25 protein-coding genes are annotated in these 24,282 nt (G+C 63.1%); 6 read left to right on the forward strand and 19 right to left on the reverse strand.

Annotated features, from left to right (window positions below):
• The first annotated feature begins 61 nt into the window (after positions 1–61).
• Positions 62–676 carry a LysE family translocator gene (locus REH59_RS16050; RefSeq protein ID WP_128573658.1) on the forward strand — a complete coding sequence of 205 codons (615 nt, stop codon included), beginning with the start codon at positions 62–64 and terminating at the stop codon, positions 674–676.
• Here REH59_RS16050 and REH59_RS16055 read toward each other — a convergent pair.
• Entirely contained in the window at positions 624–1,349 is a 726-nt protein-coding gene (locus REH59_RS16055) for a serine/threonine protein phosphatase (protein WP_088512138.1), read from the reverse strand. The two genes, REH59_RS16050 and REH59_RS16055, sit on opposite strands and share 53 nt — an antisense overlap.
• Positions 1,350–1,563: 214 nt before the next feature.
• On the opposite strand from REH59_RS16055, the gene REH59_RS16060 reads away from it, so the two are divergent.
• A complete protein-coding gene (locus tag REH59_RS16060; protein ID WP_014860226.1) occupies positions 1,564–2,307 on the forward strand; it encodes a carbon-nitrogen hydrolase family protein in 744 nt (247 codons plus the stop codon).
• Positions 2,304–2,546, forward strand: coding sequence for a hypothetical protein (locus REH59_RS16065; RefSeq protein ID WP_012052437.1), 243 nt, complete (start codon positions 2,304–2,306; stop codon positions 2,544–2,546). Before REH59_RS16060 ends, REH59_RS16065 begins: the two co-directional genes overlap by 4 nt.
• Positions 2,547–2,550: 4 nt before the next feature.
• On the opposite strand, the gene REH59_RS16070 is transcribed toward REH59_RS16065, so the two are convergent.
• From REH59_RS16070 to REH59_RS16110, 9 genes are all read right to left on the reverse strand, one after another.
• Positions 2,551–3,051 carry a methylated-DNA--[protein]-cysteine S-methyltransferase gene (locus REH59_RS16070; RefSeq protein WP_004576657.1) on the reverse strand — a complete coding sequence of 167 codons (501 nt, stop codon included), beginning with the start codon at positions 3,049–3,051 and terminating at the stop codon, positions 2,551–2,553.
• Between the two features lie 70 nt (positions 3,052–3,121).
• Positions 3,122–3,922, reverse strand: coding sequence for a lipopolysaccharide biosynthesis protein (locus REH59_RS16075; RefSeq protein WP_014860227.1), 801 nt, complete (start codon positions 3,920–3,922; stop codon positions 3,122–3,124).
• A 206-nt stretch (positions 3,923–4,128) separates the two neighbouring features.
• Complete coding sequence (locus REH59_RS16080) at positions 4,129–5,769, reverse strand: fatty acid--CoA ligase (RefSeq protein WP_405124576.1); 1,641 nt, start codon at positions 5,767–5,769, stop codon at positions 4,129–4,131.
• Between the two features lie 11 nt (positions 5,770–5,780).
• Positions 5,781–7,559, reverse strand: coding sequence for an acyl-CoA dehydrogenase C-terminal domain-containing protein (locus REH59_RS16085; RefSeq protein WP_320450326.1), 1,779 nt, complete (start codon positions 7,557–7,559; stop codon positions 5,781–5,783).
• Complete coding sequence (locus REH59_RS16090) at positions 7,552–10,017, reverse strand: efflux RND transporter permease subunit (RefSeq protein ID WP_320450327.1); 2,466 nt, start codon at positions 10,015–10,017, stop codon at positions 7,552–7,554. Before REH59_RS16090 ends, REH59_RS16085 begins: the two co-directional genes overlap by 8 nt.
• A 15-nt stretch (positions 10,018–10,032) precedes the next feature.
• Positions 10,033–11,028 (reverse strand): WD40/YVTN/BNR-like repeat-containing protein, encoded by a 996-nt coding sequence (locus REH59_RS16095; protein WP_014860232.1) that lies wholly within the window; start codon positions 11,026–11,028, stop codon positions 10,033–10,035.
• A gap of 21 nt (positions 11,029–11,049) precedes the next feature.
• Complete coding sequence (locus REH59_RS16100; RefSeq protein ID WP_014860233.1) at positions 11,050–12,408, reverse strand: DUF1329 domain-containing protein; 1,359 nt, start codon at positions 12,406–12,408, stop codon at positions 11,050–11,052.
• Positions 12,409–12,446: 38 nt separating this feature from the next.
• Positions 12,447–14,402, reverse strand: coding sequence for a DUF1302 domain-containing protein (locus REH59_RS16105; protein ID WP_014860234.1), 1,956 nt, complete (start codon positions 14,400–14,402; stop codon positions 12,447–12,449).
• Between the two features lie 77 nt (positions 14,403–14,479).
• Complete coding sequence (locus tag REH59_RS16110; RefSeq protein WP_014860235.1) at positions 14,480–15,055, reverse strand: RBBP9/YdeN family alpha/beta hydrolase; 576 nt, start codon at positions 15,053–15,055, stop codon at positions 14,480–14,482.
• Between the two features lie 247 nt (positions 15,056–15,302).
• Here REH59_RS16110 and REH59_RS16115 point away from each other — a divergent pair, with 247 nt between their 5' ends.
• Positions 15,303–16,334, forward strand: coding sequence for an AraC family transcriptional regulator (locus tag REH59_RS16115; RefSeq protein ID WP_014860237.1), 1,032 nt, complete (start codon positions 15,303–15,305; stop codon positions 16,332–16,334).
• Here the strand turns inward: REH59_RS16115 and REH59_RS16120 are convergent.
• The 6 genes from REH59_RS16120 to REH59_RS16145 all read right to left on the reverse strand — a co-directional run bounded on the left by REH59_RS16120 (position 16,297) and on the right by REH59_RS16145 (position 21,641).
• On the reverse strand, positions 16,297–16,629 hold the full coding sequence (locus REH59_RS16120; RefSeq protein WP_012052447.1) for a Rieske (2Fe-2S) protein: 333 nt from the start codon (positions 16,627–16,629) through the stop codon (positions 16,297–16,299). The two genes, REH59_RS16115 and REH59_RS16120, sit on opposite strands and share 38 nt — an antisense overlap.
• Positions 16,626–17,279 carry a DsbA family protein gene (locus tag REH59_RS16125; protein WP_014860238.1) on the reverse strand — a complete coding sequence of 218 codons (654 nt, stop codon included), beginning with the start codon at positions 17,277–17,279 and terminating at the stop codon, positions 16,626–16,628. The genes REH59_RS16120 and REH59_RS16125 overlap by 4 nt, the downstream gene beginning before the upstream one ends.
• Before the next feature lie 4 nt (positions 17,280–17,283).
• Complete coding sequence (locus tag REH59_RS16130; RefSeq protein WP_014860239.1) at positions 17,284–18,564, reverse strand: MFS transporter; 1,281 nt, start codon at positions 18,562–18,564, stop codon at positions 17,284–17,286.
• 127 nt (positions 18,565–18,691) lie between these two features.
• Positions 18,692–19,744, reverse strand: a complete 1,053-nt coding sequence (locus tag REH59_RS16135) for a 3-keto-5-aminohexanoate cleavage protein (protein WP_014860240.1) — start codon at positions 19,742–19,744, stop codon at positions 18,692–18,694.
• A 54-nt stretch (positions 19,745–19,798) separates the two neighbouring features.
• Complete coding sequence (locus REH59_RS16140; protein WP_014860241.1) at positions 19,799–20,647, reverse strand: TauD/TfdA dioxygenase family protein; 849 nt, start codon at positions 20,645–20,647, stop codon at positions 19,799–19,801.
• A 13-nt stretch (positions 20,648–20,660) separates the two neighbouring features.
• Positions 20,661–21,641 carry a quinone oxidoreductase family protein gene (locus REH59_RS16145; protein ID WP_014860242.1) on the reverse strand — a complete coding sequence of 327 codons (981 nt, stop codon included), beginning with the start codon at positions 21,639–21,641 and terminating at the stop codon, positions 20,661–20,663.
• A 228-nt stretch (positions 21,642–21,869) separates the two neighbouring features.
• On the opposite strand from REH59_RS16145, the gene REH59_RS16150 reads away from it, so the two are divergent.
• Positions 21,870–22,076: a hypothetical protein gene (locus REH59_RS16150; protein ID WP_003248274.1), complete on the forward strand. Its 207-nt coding sequence runs from the start codon at positions 21,870–21,872 to the stop codon at positions 22,074–22,076.
• Positions 22,077–22,118: 42 nt separating this feature from the next.
• Here REH59_RS16150 and REH59_RS16155 read toward each other — a convergent pair whose 3' ends face one another.
• Positions 22,119–22,478, reverse strand: a complete 360-nt coding sequence (locus REH59_RS16155) for a hypothetical protein (protein WP_012052453.1) — start codon at positions 22,476–22,478, stop codon at positions 22,119–22,121.
• Positions 22,479–22,645: 167 nt separating this feature from the next.
• Here REH59_RS16155 and REH59_RS16160 point away from each other — a divergent pair, with 167 nt between their 5' ends.
• Positions 22,646–22,846, forward strand: a complete 201-nt coding sequence (locus REH59_RS16160; protein WP_014756518.1) for a hypothetical protein — start codon at positions 22,646–22,648, stop codon at positions 22,844–22,846.
• Between the two features lie 223 nt (positions 22,847–23,069).
• Here REH59_RS16160 and REH59_RS16165 read toward each other — a convergent pair whose 3' ends face one another.
• Both REH59_RS16165 and REH59_RS16170 read right to left on the reverse strand, forming a co-directional pair.
• Positions 23,070–23,378 carry a hypothetical protein gene (locus REH59_RS16165; protein ID WP_019438490.1) on the reverse strand — a complete coding sequence of 103 codons (309 nt, stop codon included), beginning with the start codon at positions 23,376–23,378 and terminating at the stop codon, positions 23,070–23,072.
• 199 nt (positions 23,379–23,577) lie between these two features.
• Positions 23,578–23,946 (reverse strand): hypothetical protein, encoded by a 369-nt coding sequence (locus tag REH59_RS16170; RefSeq protein ID WP_014859212.1) that lies wholly within the window; start codon positions 23,944–23,946, stop codon positions 23,578–23,580.
• Between the last annotated feature and the right edge of the window lie 336 nt (positions 23,947–24,282).

A 24,282-nucleotide genomic window follows, 5' to 3' on the forward strand; every position in this document is an offset into this window, starting at 1 on the left:
TGTTCAATACGCCAGAACGGGCCCGGCAGCAGACTGCGGTTTTTCCGCAGAGCCGCCCCCAATGCAACAATTCATGATCATCGCCCTGGCCCACTTCCTTGCCCTGCTCTCACCTGGCCCGGACTTTTTCCTGGTCGCACGCAACGCGATCAACAGCGGCTGGCGCATCGCCAGCGGCGCTTGCCTGGGCATAGCGCTGGCCAATGGCGCGTTCATCGTCATCGCCTTCACCGGGCTTTCGGTACTGCAGCAGGGCAGCCTGCTGTTCACCACCCTGCAACTGGCCGGCGCCAGCTACCTGCTGTACATCGGCGTGCTGTTCCTGCGCCATGCCGGGCAAACCAGCCTGGGCACAGTCGCCGGTAGCCAGCGGGTGCGTGGCTGGTGGCGCAGTTTGGGCATGGGCTTCTTGTCCGGCATCCTCAACCCCAAGAACGCGCTGTTCTATGCCAGCCTGGCCAGCATGGTCGCCAGCGTCAGCCCCGGCTGGAAAACGGCCTACGCCCTATGGATGTTCAGCATCGTCCTGCTCTGGGACTTGCTGGTTGCCGTGGCCATCGGCAACCAGCGGGTACTGCGACGATTCGCCCGCAGCCTGGCGTGGCTGGAGCGGGCCTCGGGGGTCATGCTGGTGATGTTGGCGGGGGCGTTGTTGCTGCATCTGGCTCTGGGCTGACCCGTTGCAAGGTGCGCATGTCGACCAAGGTGAAATGGCCGCTGGCCCAGCCCCCCGTGTCCAAGTGCCACACATTGCCCAGCAGCTTGGCCTCCAGCACCGGGGTGTGGCCGACCAGCAGGGCCCGCAGGCCCTGCACCGGTTGGGTGTCACCCTCTTTCAGGCGCCGACGCGACCACTGGCACACTTGGCGCACGTCAGGGTCGTCATCCAGCTCCAGCCAGGAGCGTAATACTGCCCAGTCGGCAAACGGGCTGTCGGCATGCAGCAGGCCTACCAGCCCGTCCGCACTCTCCACTTCCATGGCAATCGGCAACTGCTCGAAACGCTCCACGAAACGCAGTTGCTCGCGCCGCGGCAAGTCGAGGAACCAGCCCCCCCCGGCGGCGCGGTACATGCCCAGGTCGAGCCGCCCACCACGCACGCGGGTGATTGCCAAGGCCTCATGATTGCCCTGGACGGCATGGAACCAAGGCTGGGCCAGCCAGTCCAGCGCTGCCTCGCTGTGCGGCCCACGGTCGACCAGGTCACCTACGCTGAACAGGCGGTCCACCGCCGGATCGAACCCTACCGCATCCAGGCATTGTTGCAGGCGCTGGAAGTGGCCATGGATATCGCCCACGGCCAGATCCCGTCCCCGGATATTGGCGATCATCCGCCGAAACCGTGCCATTACAGTGTTCCTCCGCTGGTAGCACCCTGCCCGCCTTTGCGCGGGCCGTGCGCATGGCGCTGTCACTGGACAGCATGGCACAAGGTACCGTGGCTGCGCAGGTCGGGGGGCGTTTTGCTGCGCATCCCAGGCTTCCTGAAAAACCCTTCACTGGAACAGGCGTTGGTGCCGATAGTATGCTCGGCACGTCAATCTTCACCAGGGAATGGTTCTGATGAAACTGTGCGCCGTACAACTGGCGTCGCTCAAGGGCGATTTGCCAGGCAACCTCCAGCGCCATCTGGTTTGCATCGAGCAGGCTGCGGCCCTGGGTGCCGAACTGGTGGTGTTCCCCGAGCTGTCGCTGACCGGCTATGAGCCGAGTGTGGCGCGCCAGTCCGCCCTGCCCGTCACCTCCGCACGCCTGGACCCGCTGCAGGCAGCCTGCGACCGCTTGGGTATTACGGTTGCCGTGGGCCTGCCATTGCCGACGCCCGATGGCATACGCATCGGCATGCCCATCTTCTGCCCTGAGGCGCCGCGCCAGGCCTATGCCAAGCAGCGCTTGCATGATGATGAACTGCCTTACTTCACCCCAGGTCATCAGGCATTGCTGCTGGAGGTGGGTGAGCACCGGGTGGCACCGGCGATCTGCTACGAATCGATGTTCATGGCGCATGCCGCCGTGGCCCGCGAGCGCGGTGCCGACCTGTACCTGGTCAGCGTTGCGAAAACCGCCAAGGGTATCCGCGAGGGATATGCGCACTATCCAGAGGTGGCACGCGAGCTGGGCATGCCGGTGTTGATGGCCAACTGCGTGGGGCCGGCCGACACTTTCATCGGTGCCGGCGGTTCTGCAGCATGGGACAGCCAGGGGCACTTGCTGGCCAGCCTGGATGACCACAGTGAAGGGCTGATCGTACTCGACACCCGCAGTGCCAGCGCGATCACCCTGCCCTTGGCCCCGTACCTTGCATGATCTATCTGTTTCTAGCGTTACTGAGTTACGCCAGCACCTACTGCCTGGTCGGCTTGCTGATTCAGGGTCAACTTGCCGATGTGGCCGAGGGTTTGCGCCATCGGCCCGATGCGCCTACGCCCGGCGAGTACCTGCGTGAGGTCGGGCCCCGCGCACGTCAGGCCCGGCGGCAATACACCCTGATCGCCGGTTCGGTGCTGGCTGTGCTGGCTTGCCTGATCGCCAGCGGGTTCGGTTGACGCCTTACAGGTCCAGTGCCAGGCTTTGCCGCCCTTCCAGCGCCAGCAAATACTGCTTGGCCGCCAGGCCACCGGCAAAGCCGGTCAGGCTGCCCGACGCGCCGATTACCCGGTGACAGGGAGCAATGATCGAAATCGGGTTGCGGCCATTGGCAGCGCCAACCGCGCGTACCGCCCTGGGGTTGCCGAGCTGCCGGGCAATGTCGCTGTAGCTGCGGGTTTCGCCGAACGGTATCGCCAGCAACGCGGCCCACACCTGGCGCTGGAACTCAGTACCGGCAAAGTCCAGTGCCAGCTCGAAACGCTGGCGCTTGCCGTCAAAGTACTCGCCCAGCTGGCGAGCGGTTTCCCGCAATACCGGGCACTGGTCGTCCCGGTGCAGTGCGCCCAGGCGTACGCGGTTTTCCCGCTCCTCTTCCCACAATACGGCTGCCAGGCAATTGCCACGGGCCACAAGGGTCAGCATGCCGACGGGCGATGGCATGATCGTGAATGCGCTGGACATAGCGGGCTCCTGCAAGTTGCGATCGGCCCACTGTACGCATCCACAGTCCTTGATGCACCCGCTTTCTTGCTCAGTTCATTGCGCAGCCGGCAATGTGCCGCGCCTGGCTGAGCGTGACCTTGGGGATCAGCTCAACGGGAATGCGTGATGTTGCCGACAGGTTGTAGACGTGGAAATGCTCGCTGACCACTTCCCTGGCCATCAGCTTCAACGACGGCAGGATGCGGCTGTCCCAATGCTGATCGAGCCCGCACGGCGAAGACGGGCCTTGGCCGTCCTCGTAAAAGCGCCCGACGCTCTGGTCGAGGTCAACCCCCACCAGCAACACTTCCTCGAAGCCCAGGTGATAGGCCAACTGCAAGGCCACATAAGCCACCGTGCGGGCATCGAAAAAGCCATGGCCCATGTCTTTACTGAAGGCGATCGAGCGGCTGCGTTTGCTCCACAGTGCCCGGTTGCACACGCAACTGTCACCATGGCCGCGCAAACCGTCCAGCAGGCTCGGCATATCGGCTTTGTGCAAGGCATAACACTGGGTGTGAGCTGGCACATCGGTACGCGCATACTGCTCTGGCCACAAGGCCAGGCGTTCGCTGTCGCGCACGGCAGTGGCGAACAAGGCCGGCTGTTGCTGGCAAAAGCTTTTGTCGGTGCACACGTAGAAGAAGGGTTTGATGCCGTGTTCGGCGGTCATGGCGACCGAGCCATTCATGGCGATGATGGGCAAGTGCGCAAACTCGCCCAGCGGAAAATGTTTGGCAGAAGCGCCGGAGGCAAGGATCACCACGGGGCCCTGCTGGGAATTGCGACACGCCTCGAAACCGGAGAACGCCCCGCGTTCAGCGCTTGGCTGCGACGGAAGTGTGTTCATCAATGGCATCTTTAACTGGACAGTACAAACCACAATACTGATCCGTGTATATGCCGTGGCCGCTTTTACCTAACTTTACGTGGGTGAACTTAAGTCAACCGCCATTCCCTTGTTTGGCGGGGTTTTGGGGCTGCTGAACGCGCGGGCAAAGACCCCGCCAGCAACAGGATGGGGCGCAAGGCGCCCCCAAGCATCGCAAGCCACTTCTATAATGCAGTCTGGCGAATGCGTTTCTTGTCGATCTTGCCGACACTGGTCTTGGGCATCTCGTCCACACACCGCACCTGCCGCGGTACGGCCCATTTGGCCAGGTGCCCGCTGTCAACATACGGCTGCAGGTGCCTGGCCAATGCCGACTGGTCCAACTGCACACCGTCATGACAGACCACCAGAGCCAAAGGTTGTTCCCCCCACTGTGGATCAGGAATACCGATTACCGCGACCGAGGCGACGGACGGGTGCTGGCTGATCAGGTTTTCCAGCGCCACCGAACTGATCCACTCGCCACCGGTCTTGATCACATCCTTGATGCGATCGCGGATGCGCACCACGCCCAGCGGGTCGATACAGGCCAGGTCACCGGTGTGCATCCAGCCCCCCAGCCACAGCGCCGCGCCTTGCTCCGGTTCGTGCAGGTAACCCTGGGTCAGCCAAGGCGCGCGCACCACGATTTCGCCCAGGCTCGCACCATCGTGCGGTACTTCCCTGCCCTCGCTATCGACGATGCGCAGGTCCACCAAGGCAATCGGCACACCGGCATCGATGCGCAGCGGCAGTTGCTGTGCCATGGGCTGTGCCAGCAAGTCGGTGCTAAGGTGGGTGATGCTGAGCAGCGGGCAGCTTTCCGACATGCCGTAGCCACAATGCACACTGATGCCGCGTGCGCTGGCACGCTGGGCCAGGCTCAGCGTCAGGGCGCTGCCGCCCAGCAGCATCTTCCAGCCGGTCAGGTCGGTGCAGCGCCCTTGCTCGCTGTCGAGCATCATCTGCAGCACCGTCGGTACGCAATGGGAGAACGTCACCCCCTCGTCATGGAACAGGCGCACCAGGCGGTTGGGCTCGTAGCGCCCGGGGTAGACCTGCTTGATGCCCAGCGCCGTGGCCACATAGGGCACGCCCCAGGCATGCACGTGGAACATGGGCGTGATCGGCATGTACACATCGCCGGTGCGCAGCAGCGGCACCTCCCCACACGCGGCCAAGGTGCCCTGCTCGACCAAGGTATGCAGCACCAGTTGCCGGTGGCTGAAGTACACCCCCTTGGGGTTGCCGGTGGTACCGCTGGTGTAGAACAGTGTGGCCAGCGAGTTTTCGTCGAAGTCGGCAAATTCGAACTGTGGCGCTGCAGCCGCCAGCATGGCTTCGTATTCGCCCAGCAAAGGCACAGTCTGCGCGGCGGCAGCGCCGTCGCTGAGGCGGATGATGCCCTCGACGGTCGGCAGGTCGCCACGCAGCTGCTGTATCAATGGCAGGAAGTCGTCATGCACCAGTACCCACCGATCCTCGGCGTGGTTCATGGTGTAGCGCACCTGCTCGGTGGACAGCCGCACGTTCACCGTATGCAAGACCGCGCCCAGCATCGGTACGGCAAAGAAACACTCCAGTGCCCGGTGGCTGTCCCAGTCGAGCAATGCCACCGTGTCGCCAGGCTTGACCCCGGCCGTGGTCAACACGTTGGCCAGCCGTTGGATGCGTTCCAGCAACGTGGTGTAGGTGTAGCGCAGCTTGTCGGCGTAGACGATTTCCTGGTTGGGCTGGTAGCGCACACCCGACAGCAGCAGGCGCTTGATCAGCAGCGGATAGGCATAGGCCTGCTCGGCCCGGGGCATGACGCGAGTGGTGAGCATGTTGGCGGCCATCACAGTTGCACGGCCTCGAGCAGGTACAGGCTATCGCTGCCGGCCCTGACACTGGCGCTGAGCGAGTGGATGCGTGGTAGCAGGCGTGCAAAGTAGAAGCGCGCGGTACCGAGCTTGCTGAGGTGGAACGGCTCAGGTGCCGCTTGGCCCTGGCACACCACGGCCATGCGCGCCCACAGGTAGGCGTAGAAGGTGTAGCCAAACACGTGCAAGTACTCCACCGCCGCCGCGCCAAGCTCGCGTGGGTTGCCTTGGCTGCGGTCGAGCAGCCACGCACTCAGTTCGTCAAGGTTGTGCACGGCCGCCAGCAGTGGCGCACTGAACTCGGCGTGCGCCACTGGCAGCGCCTGGGCAAAGCTGACGATTTCGTCAGACAGGCCACGGTAGGCCTTGCCGCCATCACCAAATAGCTTGCGCCCTACCAGGTCGAGCGCCTGGATGCCATTGGTGCCTTCGTAGATCTGGGTAATGCGGCAGTCACGAATCAACTGCTCCTGGCCCCACTCGCGGATATAGCCGTGGCCACCCAGCACCTGCTGGCCGTGCAGGGTAGTCTCCAGTCCCATGTCGGTGAGGAAGGCTTTGGCTACCGGCGTAAGCAACGCCACCTTGGCCTCGGCATTGGCGCGTGTAGCCGGGTCGTCGCTGTATTTGGCCAGGTCCAACTGCAACGCCACGTAGGTGGAAAATGCCCGCCCGCCTTCGTTCAGCGCTTTCATGGTCAGCAGCATGCGGCGTACGTCCGGGTGGACGATGATCGGGTCGGCAGACTGCGACGGCGCTTCGACACCCGACGGCGCGCGGCCTTGAAGACGATCACGGGCATAAGCGATGGCCCCCTGATAAGACCGCTCGCCCAGCGCCAGCCCCTGGATACCCACGCCCAGGCGCTCGTAGTTCATCATGGTGAACATGGCATTGAGGCCCTTGTTCGGCTCGCCGACCAGGTAGCCGATGGCGCCGTCGAAGTTCATCACGCAGGTGGCCGAGGCCTTGATGCCCATCTTGTGCTCGATCGAGCCGCAGCTCACTGCATTGGCCTCGCCAAGCACGCCGTCGGCGTCGACCAGCACCTTTGGCACCAGGAACAGCGAGATGCCTTTGGGGCCGGCCGGGGCATCCGGTAACCGCGCCAGCACCAGGTGGATGATGTTCTCGGTCAGGTCCTGCTCGCCGCCAGTGATGAAGACCTTGGTGCCGCTGATGCGGTAGCCGCCGTCGGCGAGGGGTTGTGCCCGGGTGCGGATCAGGCCCAGGTCGGTGCCGGCGTGGGGCTCGGTCAGGCACATCGAACCGGCCCAACGCCCTTGGTACATGGGTGGCAGGTACAGCGCCTGCAAAGCCTCACTGGCATGGTTGAGCAGTGCCAGGCAGGCCCCGGCGGTCAGCATCGGGTACAGGCCAAACGACAGGTTGGCGGCATTGAGCATCTCTTCGAGTTGAGCGCCGATCACCTTCGGCATGCCCATGCCGCCGTAGGCCGGGTCGCCGGCCACACCGACCCAGCCGTCAGCGGCAAATGCCCGGTAGGCATCGGCGAAGCCGTCAGGCGTGCGTACCTGGCCAGCCTCCCAGCGGCAGCCCTGCTCGTCGCCACTGCGGTTGAGCGGCGCCACTCGCTCGGCAATCAGCTTGCCGGCCTGCTCGAGGATGGCCCGGGCAGTGTCACCATCGACCACCTCGGCCAGTTCGGGCGTTTGCGCCCACCAGGTCGGGATGTCGAACACTTCGTTGAACAGAAAATCCATGTCGCGCAGTGGCGCAAGGTAATCAGACATGAGGCGAGCACTCGGTTGCTTGGGTTTGCGAAAGCGCCGGCGCCTGGGCATCGGCAGCTGCCGGGGCGCCCTGGCCGCGCAGGAGGAAGTGCGACAACGCGGGTATCAGCACCAGCGCGCCGAGCATGTTCCACAGGAACATGAAGGTCAGCAGCAAGCCCATGTCGGCCTGGAACTTGATTGGCGACCAGGCCCAGCCGGCTACGCCAGCGGCCAAGGTGATACCGACCAGCCCCACCACCCGACCGGTGAAGGCCAGGGCTTTCTGGTAGGCGTGGGCCAGGCTCAGGCCGGCGCGCTGGTAGTGCAACTGCACGCTGAGCAGATACAGCGCGTAGTCCACGCCAATGCCCACCCCCAGGGCGATCACCGGCAAGGTGGCGACTTTGACGCCGATGCCCATGGCCACCATCAACGCCTCGCACAGTACCGAGGTAAGCATCAGCGGCAGGATTGCCACCAGCGTCGCTCGCCAGCTGCGGAAGGTGACCAGGCAGAACAGGGTCACCGCCAGGTACACCAGCAACAGCATGCGGTGGTTGGCCTCGCGCACCACCTCGTTGGTGGCGGACTCGATGCCGGCGCTGCCGGCGGCCAGCAGGAATTGGTGGTCAGCATTGCTGTTGGCCTGGGCGAAACGCTCAGCCGCTACAGCCACCTGGGCCAGCGTGTCGGCGCGGTGGTCCTTGAGGTAGGCGATCACCGGCATCAGCGAACAGTCGTTGTTGAACAGCTCCGGGGCGTTGACCGAGGCTTGCTGGGCGGCGTAGTTGAGCACGTCCTGGTTGCGCTGCAGGCTGTTCAGGCGCGCGTTGCCTTCGTAGGTACCCGCAGTGATCTGGCGCACCGCGTTTGCCAGCGACACGGTGGTCTGCACACCCGGCAGTTGCTGCAGCTCCCAGGCCAGGCGGTCGGCGAGGATCAGTGTCTGGTATTGCAGGCAGCCTTCGGGGGCCGTCTTGACCATGACCGCGAAGGTATCGCTGGACAGTGCGTAGTGCTGGGTGATGTAAGCGTTGTCGAGGTTGTAGCGCGAGTCCGCACGCAGCTCGGGGGCGCCACTGTCGAGGTCACCGATTTTCAGCTGGAGGCTACCCCAGGTGCCAAGGGCGGCCAGCACCAGGGCAGCCAGCAATGCAGCGCTGGCCCACTTGCGTTCGGTGAATCGGTCAAGCAGGGCCCACAGCCGGCCGAAGCCACGGTGCTGATCCGCGCGGGCATCGATACGTAGCGCTCGCTCGGCCGCCTTGCGGCCCACACCGACATAGGACAGTGCCACCGGCATCAACAGCAACGAGGTAAAAATCAGCACCGCCACACCAATGCTGGCGGTGATTGCCAGGTCCTGGATCACCGGAATATCGATCAGCATCAGCACCGCAAAGCCCACGGCATCGGCCAGCAGTGCGGTGACCCCGGCCACGAACAGGCGGCGGAAGGTATAGCGGGCGGCAATCTGCCGGTGCGTACCGCGGCCTATGTCCTGAAGGATGCCGTTCATCTTCTGCGCCGCGTGCGACACGCCGATGGCAAAGATCAGGAACGGCACCAGGATCGAATACGGGTCGATGGCATAGCCCAGCCAGGCAACGATACCCAGCTGCCATACCACCGCAGTCAGCGAACACACCACCACCAGCAAGGTGCTGCGTACACAGCGGGTATAGCAGTAGATGATCACCAGGCTGGTCAGCACAGCCAGCGCAAAGAACGCCATCACCTGGATCAGGCCGTCGATCAGGTCACCCATCAGCTTGGCGAAGCCGATCACATGAATGCGATACTGGCCGCTGACCTGGTACTGACTGCGCAATTGTTCGAGCTTTTGCGAAAAGGCATGGTAGTCCAGGCCTTTGCCGGTGCCTGAGTCCTGGTCCAGCAGCGGCACCACCAGCATGCTCGACTTGAAGTCGCGCGCTACCAGGCTGCCGACGATGTTGGCACGCTCGATGTTCTGCCTTAGCTGTTCGATATCACCGGCTGCGCCTTGATACCCGTCAGGCATGACCGGCCCGCCCTGGAAACCCTCCTCGGTAACCTCGGTCCATCGCACCGCCGGGCTCCACAAGGACTTCACCCATGCCCGGTCCACGCCTTGGCTGAGGAACAGTTCGTCGTTGATATGGCGCAGGGTCTGCAGGTAACCCGGGTCGAAGATATCACCGTGGGTGTTCTCTACCACCACCCGTACCGCATTGCCCAATCCGCGCAGCGAAGCGCGGTTTTCCAGGTAGTTCTGTATGTAGGGGTGGCTCTGCGGCAGCATTTTGTCAAAGCTGGGGCGCAGCTCCAGGCGCGTCGCCGCCATGAAGCCCAGCACCAACGTTGCCAGCAGCATGCACAGCAGAAATGGCCAGCGATGGTTGAACACCAGGCGTTCCAGGCAATTGCCCGAGCGTGGGTCGAAATCGGCGAGGTTGCGGATTACCGGAAGCGTATCTTGGCGGGTAGCGGCCATCAGGGTCTTCTCTTGTCAGGGGTGCAGCGTGGGGTTACCGGCCAGGTTGCGCGTGCCCCGCTCGCCCACCAGCACCAGGCCGTTACCGGCATCGCTGACGAGTGCGGTGACTGGGCTGCGGGGGCTGTGGGGTACCGGGCTGAAGCTGGCGCCGTCATCGCGGCTGAGCAGCAGGTCACCGGCCTGGCTGGCAAGCCAGAATTGCCCGTCACGGTCGATACCGGCGGCGGTGAGGCTGGCGTTGATCCCGGTGTCGATCAGTTGCCACTGCTGGCCGCCATCGGTACTGCGGTAGGCGTGGCCGCGCAGGCCGTATATCAGCAGCACGCCGGGCTTGCCGACAGCACCGAACAGGGTGCCGGCGTAGGGTGTGCCAACGCGAGCGAAGCGCTTGCCGTCCCACTTCAGCAACAGGCCCTGCTCGCCCGTGATGAACAACTCGTCGCCCACCGCGGCCAGGCTGGTCAGGTGCAGGCCTTGCGGGTTGTCGCTGTGGTCGAGCCACGGCTGCCAGTGCTTGCCGCCATCCGTGGTGCGAAGCAGCAGGTTGAACACCCCCACCGCGTAGCCCGTGCGGGCATCGCCGAACCACACGTCGAGCAAGGCATTGTCGGTGTCCGCGCCTGGCAGCTGTTCGGCCAGTACCCGGCCGTCCAGCTGTTTTTGCCAGTGCATGCCACCGTCACGGCTGTGCAGGACCACGCCGTCGTGGCCCACCGCCCAGCCCAGTTCGGGCGTGGCGAAGCTCACCGCATTCAGGTCGGCGCTGACCGGCACCTGGGCTTGCTGCCAGTGCCCGCCGTGGTCATCGGAATACAGAATGTGCCCGCGCGGGCCGACCGCGACCAGGCGCTGCCCGGCCAAGGTCACATCACGCAGGGCGCTGCTGCTGGCAAGGGCGCTGGGCATGGCGGGCACATCCAGCACATCGGTGAATGGCGCTGCCTGGGCCGCGCCATGCAGCGCAACCAGGGCCAGCATCACCACGCTGCATCGTTTGAAGACAGGCATTGGAACCTCTGCTCCGTGCGTTTAGCGAATGCCGTTGCCGGCCAGCGAATCGGGCGACCATTGGGTTTTCGACAACGGGTCGATGTAACGGATGCCGCCGTAGGCACCGACCACGCCGTTGAGGTTGTAGGTGCCGCCGATGAGGTCGTAGATCATGAACGGCGTGGCGTCCGGGGTCTGCTTGTCATAGCTCTGGGTGAGGAAGGCGAACGACCCCCGGTACAGCTGGCCACGGGCGTCGTACTGGTCCGAGGCCAGCGCGATCCAGCTGTCCTCATCAAGGTAGAAGCGGCGCTTGTGGTAGATGTGACGCGCGCCGTCCTTGAGCTTGCCTTCCACCACCCACACGCGGTGTTTTTCCCAGCGTACAAACTGCGGCGCCAGGTGGTTGGGGGTGATCAACTGCTTGACATCGGTGTTGTAGGTCAGCTGGTAGGTGTTGTAAGGCACGTACATCTCCTGCTTGCCGACCAGGGTCCAGTCGTAGCGGTCCAGCGCGCCGTTGAAGACGAACACGTCATCGTAAGTGCCAGAGCCGGAGGTGCCCGGGTTGGGCGTGTCGTAGGCCAGGTTAGGTGCCAGCTTGACCCGGCGCTGGCCCGGCAGGTACTGCCAGGCGCTGCGCGGCTGCACCAGCGGGTTGGCAGCGTCGCGCAGCATCATTGCTTCACCGGCACGGCGTGCGGGCCCGGTGTACACCAGTTTCATTTGGTAATAGGTGTCCTTGGCGCCGATCGGCTTGGCCATGTCCTCATAGATCGGGTAACTGATGTGCGCCTGGCCTGTGGTCGACAATGACGGTTTGCCGGCAGCATCGACGTTCCACGAGTCGTACTTGGCGGTCATGCTCACGCCCTGGTAGCGCAGCAGGAAGTTCCACATGGCCTCGGCGCCGTTCTGCGGAATGGGGAACGGAATGCCCGGCAGCACGTTGTCCACGGCAGTGCCGCCCTCCTGGCTTCTGGCGCCGGTGGCGTTCTTGCGGGTGTTGTCCAGCACCGCCTGCGGCAGCGCAACGCTGCGGTGCGTCGGGTACACATCAACGTGGTAGCTGGGGTAGCGCTTGAGCAGTTCGAGGGTAGTGGCGGTCAGTTGCCCCTTGTATTGATCGGCATTCCTGCCATCGATGACCAGCAACGGCTTCTCGCTGGCAAACGGGTCGGGGCGCATGCTGGCGCCGCTCTGATAGCTGGCCGGCGGGGTAAGCAGGCCGCCTTGGTAGGCCGGGATAGAGCCGTCGGCATTGCCGGCCTTTTCGGCGCCGAGGGTGGTCAGGTTGGTGCCCAGGTGTGCAGCCTGGTCAGGGGAAACGGCAGCCTGGGCGGCGTTGAGCGCGGCCAGCGACAGGCACGAGGCCAGCAGGGTACGTACGAAGGTCATGATGGTTGTCTTCCTGTGTAGGCGGTAGGAAACAGGGCTCAGAAGGTCGTCTTGACGGTCAGGTACAGCGCGCCACGGTCTTCGGTAGTGGCGCCACCGCCGGAGAAGGAGGCGTAGCCGCCGCCGTAGCAGGTGTAATCCTGTTCGCCGTCCAGGGCATTGGGGGTGCTGCCGTCGGTCTGGCCGTCCTTGCAGGCCTTGGTCTCACCGAAGCTGTCGACGTACTTGAGGTCGACGAAGTACTGGTTGTAGATCGCAGCGCTCAAGCCCACCGCGTAATTGCCGGTGTTTTCGGCGCCGCCGCCTTGCACTGGCGAGACACCGTCCAGGCCGACGTTGACCGACAACGGCATGCTCAGGTCCATGCCCGGCAACACCTGGTACCAGGTGGGGGTGAAGTTGACGGCGATACCCCAGTTGTCGCGGGTCGCCTTGTCGATGCCGCGGTAGCTGCCCTTGCCTTTGTACAAAGCCTCGTTGTGGCCATCGAGCTTGAGCAGGTTGCTGTAGAACAGCTCACCCAGCAGGGTTGCCGAGTCGAACAGCGGCGTGTCACCCATCGTCATCAGGCCGTTGACGGTGAAATGCAGGGTGTCGCCAGTGGCGCTCAGGCTGTCACCATCCTTGGGCACGTCGTAGACCACCCCGCTGCTGGGCAGGCGCGACGGCAGTAAACCGAAGCCACCACCCAGGCCACCTTGGCCGGGGGCACTGACGATTGCCGGGATACTCGCCAGCGGCATGTTGTGGCGGATGTTGAGGTCGCTGCCGACGCTGATGCCGGCCACATCCTTGGACAGGCTCAGGCCATAGATGTCGATGTTGTCGGCGTAGGCGAACTGGTAAGTGGTGCTTTGCAGCGAGTTGTACAGGTTACCGACCGCCCCTTGGCGGCTGCCCGGCGGGTTGCCGAAAGGGCCACTGGCCACGGTCATGCCGCGCGCATCAAGCCAAGCCTGGGGCAAAATCTCGGACGTCTTGCGGTAGTAGAAACCGAGGGTGCCGCCCAGCCATTGCGGCGACCACCTGGCCATGATGCCCCAGTCGCCGCTCTTGCCGGGTGTCAGGTCATGACCGCGACGGAGGGTGGTCAGCGCTCCGCGCACCGGGATCAAGCCCGGGGTGCCGGTGTGGCCGAGCAGGAAGCTCTGCGCGCCCTCGCCTACCACATCGGCGCCGCCATAGTAGGTGCCCGCTTCGGGCAAGCGGGCAGCATCCCAGTCGAAGAAGTACTGCGCACCCAAGGTGAGTTCGGAGTTGACCAGGAACGAGGTCGACAGTTGGTTGCGGGGGACGAACAGCTCCTTGGCCTCGGTGCCTGGCGAGGCCGCCAGCTTGGCCAGGTCCAGGCCGGATTGGCCATAGCTCAGCGAATGCACGGGGTTGAGCAGGGTTTCCCCCCAGAACAGGTTGTGCTGGCCCAGCTTGGCGCTGACCTGCGACGCTTCGCCCACGTCACGGCTCATGAATACGAACGCATCCAGCACTTCGCCTGATGGGCCGCTGTAGTATCGCTGGGCGTAGTTGCTCAGGTGCGGGCTGCCCAGGGGTATGCCAGTACCCGGCAGGCCATTGAGGCTGGGGCTGATGCCCGACTGATCACCGTTGCCATTGACGAACGGGTTGCTGTTGGAGCCGGTATTGTCGTAGGCCTTGTCGTACCAGCTGGCAGTGCTGACGCGAAAACCGGTGTTGCCCTGATACACCACATCCAGCTCGGTCAGCAGGTCGACCCGGTTGGTGATGTTGGTGCCGGCTTTGCGGAAGTTGTAGTCACCGTCGTTGCTGTTGGGCGTGCCCAGCATGCGCTTGTCGGCGCTTTCCGTGCGCACGCCATAATTGTATTTGACGGTATTGTCCAAGCGCACGGCCCAGTCTTCATTGCCGGTCTCGACTTCGACGGCCTGGGCGGCGGGCAGCGTGAGCAGGGCGACGGCGCAGGCGAGCAGGCAGCGCTGTGGCTTCACGGCATGGTGAATGCGGTGTTCTGGCATTACGATGGCTCCACGTATTGTTATTGTTTTTTACGCCGCCCGTCTGTTGCGGGCGTGGCTGGGGCGTCCATGCGTTACTACAGGGTTTCGGCGTCCAGACGGCGGATCAGGGCCTCGGCCAACGGCCAAGGGCCGAAACCGGAAGCCGGGTTGAGATGGCCGACGGCGCCCAGGTTGACCAGCTCACTGCCCCAACGGTGGGCAAGTTCGCTAACGGCGGCGTAGCTGGCCAGGTGGTCATTGCTGCTGGCCGCGACAATGCTCGGGAACGGCAGCGCCGTGGTTGGCAACGGCGACCAGCCCTGGGCGGCCAGGCTGGCTGGGCTTGGGTAGTGCGCCGGCCATTGGGCGTTGAGGTCTGGCGGTGCAGCCAGCAAAGCCCCCTTGATCGGCCACCGGTAACGTGCGGCCCAGTGGGCGACCATCAGTACGCCGGCACTGTGCGCCACCAGCAGCACCTGGCCGTCGATCTGCTCCAGTTCGCGCTGGATCGCCTCTACCCGGGCGTTGCAGCAAAGGCCGTCAAGCTTCAGCGGCGGTACGCTGCGCACCTTCGCCAGGCGGCTGGCAAGCAGCGTCTGCCAATGATCGGCAACGTGGTCGCGCAGGCCAGGGACGATCAACACGGTGGCAGTGGTTTGCAGTTTTTCCACGGTGAACCTCGTGTGCGGTGTAGCTGTTGAGGTTCACAGTAAACAGCCCTCCCCCCGGGTGCTTCACATTGGGCGTCAGGTACTTTTCATTTGATGACAATGGCCCGAACAGGGCTTTGCTTTTCAATTGATGACACGCAGGCTATAAAACCCGTGCACCTGCAAGCCAAGTGCTTTTTGTCGCAACAGCCTTGTGCTGCTGCCTGAAAGCGCCAGGTTGCCTGAACAATAGGGATAACAATAAAAAATGCCTGCCCTCGTCCGCGCCGCCAGCTTGACCAATTACCTGGAGGTGTCTCGCCACCTGGGTCTGAACCCCCACAAACTGCTGGCACAGGTGGGCCTCAGCGCGGCGTTGCTTGACGACCCCAACCGGCGTATCCCGGTGGCCAGCGTGATCAACCTGCTGGAAGCTTCCGCCAGCGCCAGCCAATGCGAAAGCTTCGGCTTGCGCATGGCCGAACTGCGCCAGTTGTCGGACTTCGGCGAAATCAGCCTGCTGCTCAGCCACCAACGCAACCTGCGCGATGCGCTGCAGGTGATCGTGCAATACCGCCATCTGCTCAATGACGCGCTGGCCATTCATATCGAAGAAGCTGGCAAGACCGTGGTCATTCGCGAAGAGGTGATCAGCGAGCGCGCGCCCTGTAGCCGCCAGGCCACCGAGCTGGCTATCGGCGTGATGATGCGCTTGTGCGCGGCGCTGCTAGGCACGCACTGGCACCCGATCAGCGCCAATTTCACCCATGCGGCCCCCGCCGACCCCGCCATTCACCGGCGCATTTTCGGCTGCACGCTGGTGTTTGGCAGCGAGTTCAACGGCATCGTCTGCCCTGCCGCCGACCTCGACAGTGCCAGCCCGCAAGCCAACGAAGCCATGGCCCGCCTGGCGCGGCGCTACCTGGACACGCTGCCAGCAGGCAGCGAACCATCGCTGGAGCTGGAGTTGCGCAAGACCATCTACCTGCTGCTGCCCATGGGGCGGGCCACCCTCGAGCAAGTGGCGCAAACCCAGGGCATGAACGTACGCACGCTGCAGCGGCGGCTGGAAGACAGCGGCTTGACCTTCAAGGACCTGATCAACAGCGTGCGACGTGACCTGGTGATGCGCTACCTGGAGAACCCCAGCTATTCGCTGGGTCGCATTGCCGATATGCTCGGCTACTCGATGCCCAGTTCGTTCACCCGCTGGTTCATCGCCCAGTACGGCATGCCGCCGGCCAGCTGGCGGGCAAGCAGTGTCAGCCCTGCTCCCCAAACCCGTCACTATCGAGGGTGATGAACACCGCATCACCCTCCTGCTGCACCGGGTAGCAGGTAACTTTCAACGCCTTGGAATTGACCAGGTACCCGCTGGCCAGGTCGAAGCGCAGGCCGTGGGCACAGCACTGGATCACCCGCCCTTCCAGGCGCCCACCACACAGCGACGCCCCTTGGTGCGGGCAGCTATCGTCGATGGCATAGAGTGCACCGGCGACATTGAACAACGCTACGCTGCGGCCCTCGCAAGCCAGCAGCACCCGGCCATTGCGCTCCGGCAGTTGGCTGGGGTTGAGGGCGATACGCAGGCTCATGCCTGCCCCCCCTCTGACAAGGCGTCGGTCATCGCCGCAAACAGCGCCTCGGCTGGCCGCACCCCGGCAATCAGAGGGCCCAGGTTGAAGCGATAACGTGGCACGGCACTGCCTGCACGCCCTGCACCGTCGAGGAACGGGCTGCCATCATCACGCAAACAATCGATTACCTGCGCGGCCTTGAGCCCGCAACTCTCGGCGATGCCGAGCAACGTGCGGCCATCGCCGAGGTCGCGGCCTTGGTGGAAATAGGCAATGAACAGCCGCTCCAGCAACGCTTGCTGTTGCGACGCGCCAAGCAGACTGCCGGCGCGCTGCATCAACCGGTGGGCGTTGCCGGTGTTTGGCATGCGGCAGATGCGCGAGAAGTCGATGTCCTCGCCCACCACACGGGCAGCGGCGCGCACCTGAGCCTGGCGCTCGCGCACTGCCTGCTCGCTGCCCAGGCGTTGAAGGTAGAACTGCTTGAAGGGTACCCCATTGGCTGGCAGCCCCGGCAGCAACTGCACGCCCTGCCTGTGAACCTGCACTTGCACGTGTGGCTGCTCACGCTGCAACAGCAACAGCGCAGCTTGCAAGTGCCGCTGGCCAATCAGGCACCAGGGGCAGACGAAATCGAAGAACACTTCGACGGACAATTGCTGTTTCACGGTTTCAACTCCTGCAGCGCAGACGATCCATGTCGCGGTGGTAGTGACGTTTGGCAACCCAGAACACGGCCGCCGCTGCAATGCTTGTCAGTGGCACCCACTGCAGCGCCGCCTGAAGCCCGATCAGGTCAGACACCCGACCGGTGATCAGCGGCCCGGTGGCCAGGCCCAGCAGGTTGTTGGCCAAGGTCAGGGTGGCGAATGCCGTGCCATGCACAGCAGCGTGGGTCAGGTTGGCGACCATGGCACTGGACGGGCCATTGGTGCCGGCGGCTATCATCATGCCCAGGCAGATCAGCACCAGTTGCGCGGTACCGGCAGGCAACGCAAAGGCTATGCTCAGCAGCGCGCAACTGCCCAGGCAATAGCCGATGGCCAGGCTGATCTTGCGGTCGGGGCGCTGCCGCCCAAGGCGATCGCAGAGCATGGCGCAGAGAATCATGCCGATACCACTGCACAGCACGATGACGGCGGCGATCGCCCCCGCGTGGTCGGTGCCCATGGCGTAATAGCGGTTCAGGTAACTGGGCATCCACACGATCAGGGTGCCGCCGACAAACAACTGCAGGCCACTGCCGACATAGGCGGCGATGACCGAACGGCTGCTGTACAGGGTGCGCAGCGGGTGGCTGGCCTTGTCCAGCGCCTGCTGCGCGCACTTGGGCGCAATGCGCCCCTCTTTAACGATGAGGGGGTAGAGCATCGCCAGCACCAGGCCGAACAATGCCATGCCGGCAAATGCCCAGCGCCAGCCCAGGTGCTGAGCCAACACCCCGCCCAAGGCCATGCCCAGCACCGAGCCGAACATGCCGCCCGCCATGAACGCCCCGGCCAGCGTCGACCGCATGTCGCGGGGGAATACCGCGACCACCACGGCAATGCCGACACTGCCATAGGCGGCCTCGCCGACCCCGACCAGAAAGCGCGCAATGAACATTTGCGGGTAGTTTTCCGCCAGGGCACAGCCGAGCGTGGCCAGGCTCCACAGCACGGCCATCAGCACCAGGCTGCGTACCCTGCCGAAACGGTCGGCCAGCAGCGACAACGGGAAGGTCAGCAGGCCGACCATCAGCGCGACGATGCCGCTGAGCAAGCCCAACTGGCTGTCGGTCAATGCCCATTCACCCTTGAGCAGCGGAAACACCGCATTGAGCACCTGGCGCGACATGTAGTCGGAGATCAACAGGCCGAAGGTCAAGGCGAAGACGACCCAGGCATAGCGCCGGGGGATGCTGTTGGCAGTGTCGGTGCCGGAGTCTTCGGCGCTGACGAGATAGGTGGCCATGTTGCCTCCTTGGGTGTGAAGCGTGGGTGTTGTTTTTGTTGTTATGGGTAACCGCCAGAACTCACGTTGCTTTTTGTGGCCTCTTCGCAGGTATGCCCGCGAAGAGACCGGGCCTGCCATAACCGCCTCAAGTGCGCTGCGGCACGCCCTTCTCACCCGCCTGGCGGTTCGGCGCCATGCCATTGGCTTTCAGCGTCTGCTCGATGCTGTCGTACTGCTGCCCGATGCGGTAAATGGCGCGGGCCTCCTTGCCGCTGGCAATCTCGCGCCCCAGCTCATGGGCCACGCGCACGGTCTGCTGGATCTGCTGCACCGAGGTAAAGCGTTTGCCGTGCTGGTCGATGAGGGTGTCTTCATTGCCGCAGCGCGGGTGCAGGCCCATGGCCAGCGCCATGGTGTTGAACGGCAGCACGTTCTTGAGCAACGATTCGGCAGTCAGGGTGCAGCCGTCCGGCGCGCGGTGGATGAAGTTGAAGAAGTTGAACGGGTTGGGGCCGTCGAAACCGCCGCCAATGCCGATCCAGGTCAAATTCAGCGGCCCCATGTAGTCACCCCGGCGCACGAGGCGTTCGAGGGTTTCCAGGGCATGCATGCCGGTCAGCTGGAAATGCGGCTGGATATGGCTGGCCTGCAGGCGACGCAAGTGCTCGCGGACCCAGGCCGGGCCGGCCGGCACGGTCATTTCGCTGTAGGCAGCATGGATTGCGGGGCTGGCCAGCGAGGTGCCTTCAAGGTACTCGGGGTACAGCAACTCCATGATGTTCATCTGCGTGGTGTTGATGGCCACGGTCACCTGGTCGGGCCGCGGCGTCAGCTCGGCAAGCATGTGCCGGGTGTCATCCGACAGCCATTTGGCCGCCTCGCCTTCACCTTCCGGGGCGAAGGAAATCGAACCGCCAACTTGAATGATCATCTCCGGCACAGCTTCACGTACCCCGGCGATCAGCTCGTTGAACTTGGACAGGCGCTTGGAGCCTTTGCCGTCCAGCTCACGCACATGCAAGTGCAGCACGGTGGCACCTGCCTCGTAGCAGTCGACGGCCTTCTGCACCTGCTCGTCCATGGTCAGCGGAATGTCTTCAGGGAAGTCTTCGGGCATCCACTCCGGGCCATAAGGGGCGACGGTGATGACCACCTTTTCCATGTTTTCCGGGTGCAACGAATCGTCGAAGAATTGCATGCTGTAGTCCTCGCTATTGTTATTGTGGGGTTACCGCCAGGGACGGCGGCAGGCTTAGAACGTGCGGCTGCCCCTGATCCCGGCACGCTCCATCTTGCGATGGCATGGCGGGTAGTCCATGACGGCGTAGTGCTGGGTGCTGCGGTTGTCCCAAATCGCCACGCTGTTGGGCTTCCAGCGCCAGCGCACCTGGTATTCGGGCAGATAGGCCTGGCTGATCAGGTAACGCAGCAGGTCGCCGGCGCCCGGGTTTGCATCCTGGCCGAAACGCACCCGCTGCGGGGTGTGGTAGTTGCTGAAGTGGGTGGTGAAGGCGTTGACGAACAGCACCTGCTCGCCCGTTTCCGGGTGGGTGCGTACGACCGGGTGCTCGGCGTCGGGGAACTGCGCCTTGAGTGCCAGCCGTTTGTCCAGCGGCATTGCAGCGCCGAAGCTGGCCTCGATGCTGTGGCGGGCGCGCAGGTCTTCGATTCTGGCCTTTACATCGTTTGGCAGGTTCTCATAGGCCAGCACCATGTTCGCCCACAAGGTGTCGCCGCCTACCGGAGGGCATTCCACACAGCGCAGCACACAACCCATGGGCGGTGCCTCACGCCAGGTGGCATCGGTGTGCCAGGCATTTTCATAGCGGTCGTTGGGCTGGTCCGGGCGCTTGTAGATCTGCACCAGCCCCGGGTGCTCCGGGTCGCTCCCGGCCACCGGATGATCCTCCAGCTCGCCGAAGCGGCGGGCGAAGGCCACGTGCTCGGCACGGCTGAAGTGCTGGTCGCGCAGGAACAGCACACGGTGCTGGAGCAACTGCTGGCGCAACTGGGCGAACAGTTCGTCATCGTGAATCGCATCGGCCAGGTTGACGCCACTCACCTCGGCACCAATCGCGCAGGTCAGTTGTTCAATGTGCATGCTGTTGCCCTCTTCAGATGACGAAGATCGACGAGCCCGTGGTTTTGCGGGCTTCCAGGTCACGGTGGGCCTGTACCGCGTCCTGCAGGGCGTAGTGCTGATTGATTTCGATACGAATGCGCCCGCTGCTGACGTGGTCGAACAATTCGCCGGCCAGGTCAGCCTTTTCTGCCGGATCGGCGATGAAGTCGGCCAGTGCCGGGCGGGTAAGCTGCAGCGAACCCTTGATTGCCAGCAACTGCGGGTCGAACGGCGGGATGGTGCCCGACGCCGTGCCGACGCAAACCATCAGCCCGCGGCGCTTGAGCGAATCGAGCGAGCCGGTGAAGGTGGTCTTGCCGACACTGTCGAACACGACGTTCACCCCTACCCCGTCGGTCAGTTCGCGCACGCGGCTGGCGACGTCTTCGACGCTGTAGTTGATGATGTGCTTGCAGCCATGAGCGCGGGCCACCTCGGCCTTGGCCTCGGTGGATACTGTGCCGATCACGTTCAGCCCAAGCAGCCGCGCCCACTGCGCGACAATCAGGCCCACCCCGCCAGCAGCCGCATGCAGAAGCACGCTGTCACCGGGTTTGAAGTCATACAGCCGGCGTAACAGGTAGGCCGAGGTCAGGCCGCGCATGGTCATGGCGGCAGCAGTCTCGAAGGCAATGGTTTCCGGCAGCTTGATCAGCGCCGCAGCGGGGATCAGGCGCTCGGTGCAATAGGCACCCAAGGTATTGAGGAAACCGGTATAGGTGACCCGGTCACCGACCACCACCTGGGTCACGCCTTCGCCCACCGCCTCCACCACCCCGGCAGCTTCAACGCCGATGCCATTGGGCAGCGCGATTGGGTAAGTGCCGTTACGAAAGTAGGTGTCGGCATAGTTCAGGCCCACCGCCACCTGGCGCAAACGAACCTGCCCGGGGCCGGGCTCGCCAACCTCGGCGTCCTCGTAGCGCAATACCTCGGGGCCACCGGTCTGATGGAAACGTACCACTTTGGACATGCTTGTCTCTCCAATCATCGATCTGGACGTCAGGCGTCAGTGTTGGGTGATTGGACTGTATGCCCTTGGCTTGCGGGGTGCTTCGCATCGGACGACAGCGGGTTTTCATTTGATGACAGCACGTGTCGACGCACCGGTGTTCGGACCAGCGCCTTTATTCATGAGGCTGCTTGATGGTTACCTCTTGCGAGACTAATACTTAAATCTCTGCCTGGGGAGGCACGAAAAATGCAACCAAGATTCGTTATCGTTCCCGCTGTACCGATCGAAAAGGAATCGTTCCGCGTTGGCAGCCGCTACTACGCCGCTACCGTGTGTGGAGGGTTCGACATTTATGACAATCAGGCAAAGGAGCGGCTCAAGCCGAGCTATCCGAGCCGCACGGAGGCGCAGGTGAAATGCGAGCATTTGAACAAGCGGGATGAGTTGGGGTAACTGCAGGAGATCGGGGCGGCTCAACCCGCTCGGGGCACGGGTTCAATCCAGGCATTGCTTGGCAGCCTGGCGTAATTTGTCGCCAGACAGAAAGCTGCCCTTGTAGAAGGTCGCGCGGCTGCCCTCGTGAGCGTCAACCACATCAAGCACATCGTCGCTTGCCACGGCGCTTGGCGCCGTGAGCCGGTAGCCATGGGCTATCGACTTCTGCGTGGCCTGTGGGGCCAGCGCCTGCCATTTTGGCAGGACACAGGCGGCGTACTGCTGCGGCGATTTTTGGGTCAGTTTGCTGGCAGTGGGTTTGCCGGGGGTAGCGCAACCGGCGAGGCTGGCAACCAACACAGTGGCGATAAAAATACGAATGTCAGGCATTTGCAATCGACCGTTATGGATACGCTGCATTCTAACGGGCGTGACGCCGCGTTACTAATCAACCAAAGTCTTGCTGCAGGACGACGCCCAAGCGGGATCCGTGCAGCGCACCTGATATTTCTGCCAGTAGCCGGGGCACGCCGCAACAGTGAAACTCCCGAGGGACATCACACCACGACTCGGCAGGGCTTCATACCATGCAAACGAACGCCAACCACACTCAGTTCTTCTATCAGAACGGCAAACTCGTCACCCTTAAAACCGGTGAACAGGGCCATAGTATCTTTCGCTCGCCGGACGTCCCCCTTGCCGAGCGACAATCAGACGACACCGACGCCGGCGGATTGCTGGCAACTGACGACAAGGGTTCGGTGCTGCAGGTACAGGAGAAAAGCTGAAGCCCTGAGGATACTCCGGCGCCATTGCGAGCCAAACCCGGGGTCAGGGCTTGGCTCCCCTGTACAACACGATGGCTGCTATATCCAGGGCCAACACACTGCCGACAACCAGGAACATGATGTACAGATCTTCAGAGAGCATTGCCGTATCCCACAGATGCGCCGGTTTCAATGGGGTATGCAATTACTGATCCCGTCAGCGCATCAGGTAGCGAGCTGCGACTCAGCTGAACTTCAACTTGACCACTTTGCTCAGCGCCCAGCCACTGAAGACATAGAACGCATCCAGGTAGAAGCGCCCTGCATAGTTGGGCAACGGTGATTGATTCAACAGCACATCCGGCTCGGGCGCGGGAGGAAACAGTGCATAAAAGCCGTTGGGCAGAACTGCCAGTACCAGCAGCAACAGGTAAGTCGAGGCTTGTAGCAGGGTGGCACGATTACTGGATCTGGCGGACCACTTCAGCCCGTAGTAGGCAACCAGGCCGGCAACAGGCAAAACCCAGAAATGCGTCGGAATCCCAATGAACATTTCGGCGACTACGCTTCTTGCTTCCACCTGCGACTCTCCATCCAAATACAACGATTATTACGGGCGGGGCCGGCAAATGCAAAGCAACGCTGCTCAGGCCATACCGGCTCCACCCGCCCTTTTTGAACGTTGCCGGGCAGGCGATCGGCAGACAAAAAGCCCGCTCTCGACGGCGGGCTATTGGTGTGGGGTTGGATGATTACGCTTTTGAACACATCAGTGCAGCATCCAGCAACCTGCCATGGTCGTACCAGGCATCACGTTGATAGGCCGTGAAGTGGCGCTCGTTTCCCGTGTCCCGCAACTCTACAAGACCCTCTGCCTTGTCGGGGTCAGTGCTTTCGACGAAAAGCCTGACCGCGTTATCACCCTCGACTTCATAGGTTTTCACATTCCCTTGTAGCTCGCCTTTGACGCAGCCCAGATAAGCGGGTGGGCTTTTCACGGTAGTGCCAGCGGTATAATCGTGGCTGTCACGCACATCAGGGTTTTGTGCGCAGCCTGCGACGAACAACGAGGCTGCCCCAATTACCAGTATTGCACCTGCTCGCGAACTTGAGTTTTTCACGCGACACGCTCCTGCAGCCCCATCGAAAACTGGGAAATGTTGCCAAGCAGCCTGCCCTTTTTTTAGTTTTGTCCTGCCCATGTTACTGCGCAACGACAACAGGGCATCAGGTTTGTTTGCTATATAGGGTTCGGGGCGTTTTCCTCACACCCTGCGTTGGCCCCGATTACGCGTAAGGCCTGACCCATAACCGGGGTCAGGGAATGGCATTGAGAAACACATAAGTCGCCGCCAGATCCAGTACCAGCACAGCAACCACGCTGAAAATCATGTAATAGCGGTCATCCTGAGTCATCTCTGCGTACTCCGCATGATCAATGTCTCAGGGGTCACAGC

The organism is Pseudomonas sp. BO3-4 (genome assembly GCF_034044115.1).
Taxonomy (GTDB): domain Bacteria; phylum Pseudomonadota; class Gammaproteobacteria; order Pseudomonadales; family Pseudomonadaceae; genus Aquipseudomonas; species Aquipseudomonas alloputida.